The organism is Alkalihalophilus lindianensis (genome assembly GCF_032843265.1).
Classification (GTDB): Bacteria; Bacillota; Bacilli; order Bacillales; family Bacillaceae_D; genus Alkalihalophilus; species Alkalihalophilus lindianensis.
The window spans coordinates 1-241 of the sequence record NZ_JAWJBA010000941.1; the positions used below are offsets into that span (position 1 = coordinate 1).

Below are 241 nucleotides of genomic sequence, written 5' to 3' on the forward strand. Positions count from 1 at the left end.
CGCAAACCCCAGCGCCGTGCCAGATGCTCCCCGGCCCCGCCCAGGAACGCATCGGCCTCCGGAAGCCCGAGCAGGCCCGGCTCGTCGGCGATGAACGCCGCCTGCCGCGCGACGTCGCCGTCGGCGGCGTAGAAGGCGTCGAGGAAGTCGCGCAGATGGTGCACCCAATCCCCGTCCTCCCGCGCCCGCTCGACGACCTCCGCCAGGAAATGCGGTCTCATGGCGCCACCGGCAACGAAGC

Annotated in this window: 1 protein-coding gene; it reads right to left on the bottom strand. The window is 72.6% G+C overall.

From position 1 onward, the window contains the following. The coding region (locus RYX56_RS26805; RefSeq protein WP_317124458.1) for a hypothetical protein at positions 1-221 on the bottom strand (221 nt) is incomplete at its 3' end. Positions 222-241: the final 20 nt, after the last annotated feature.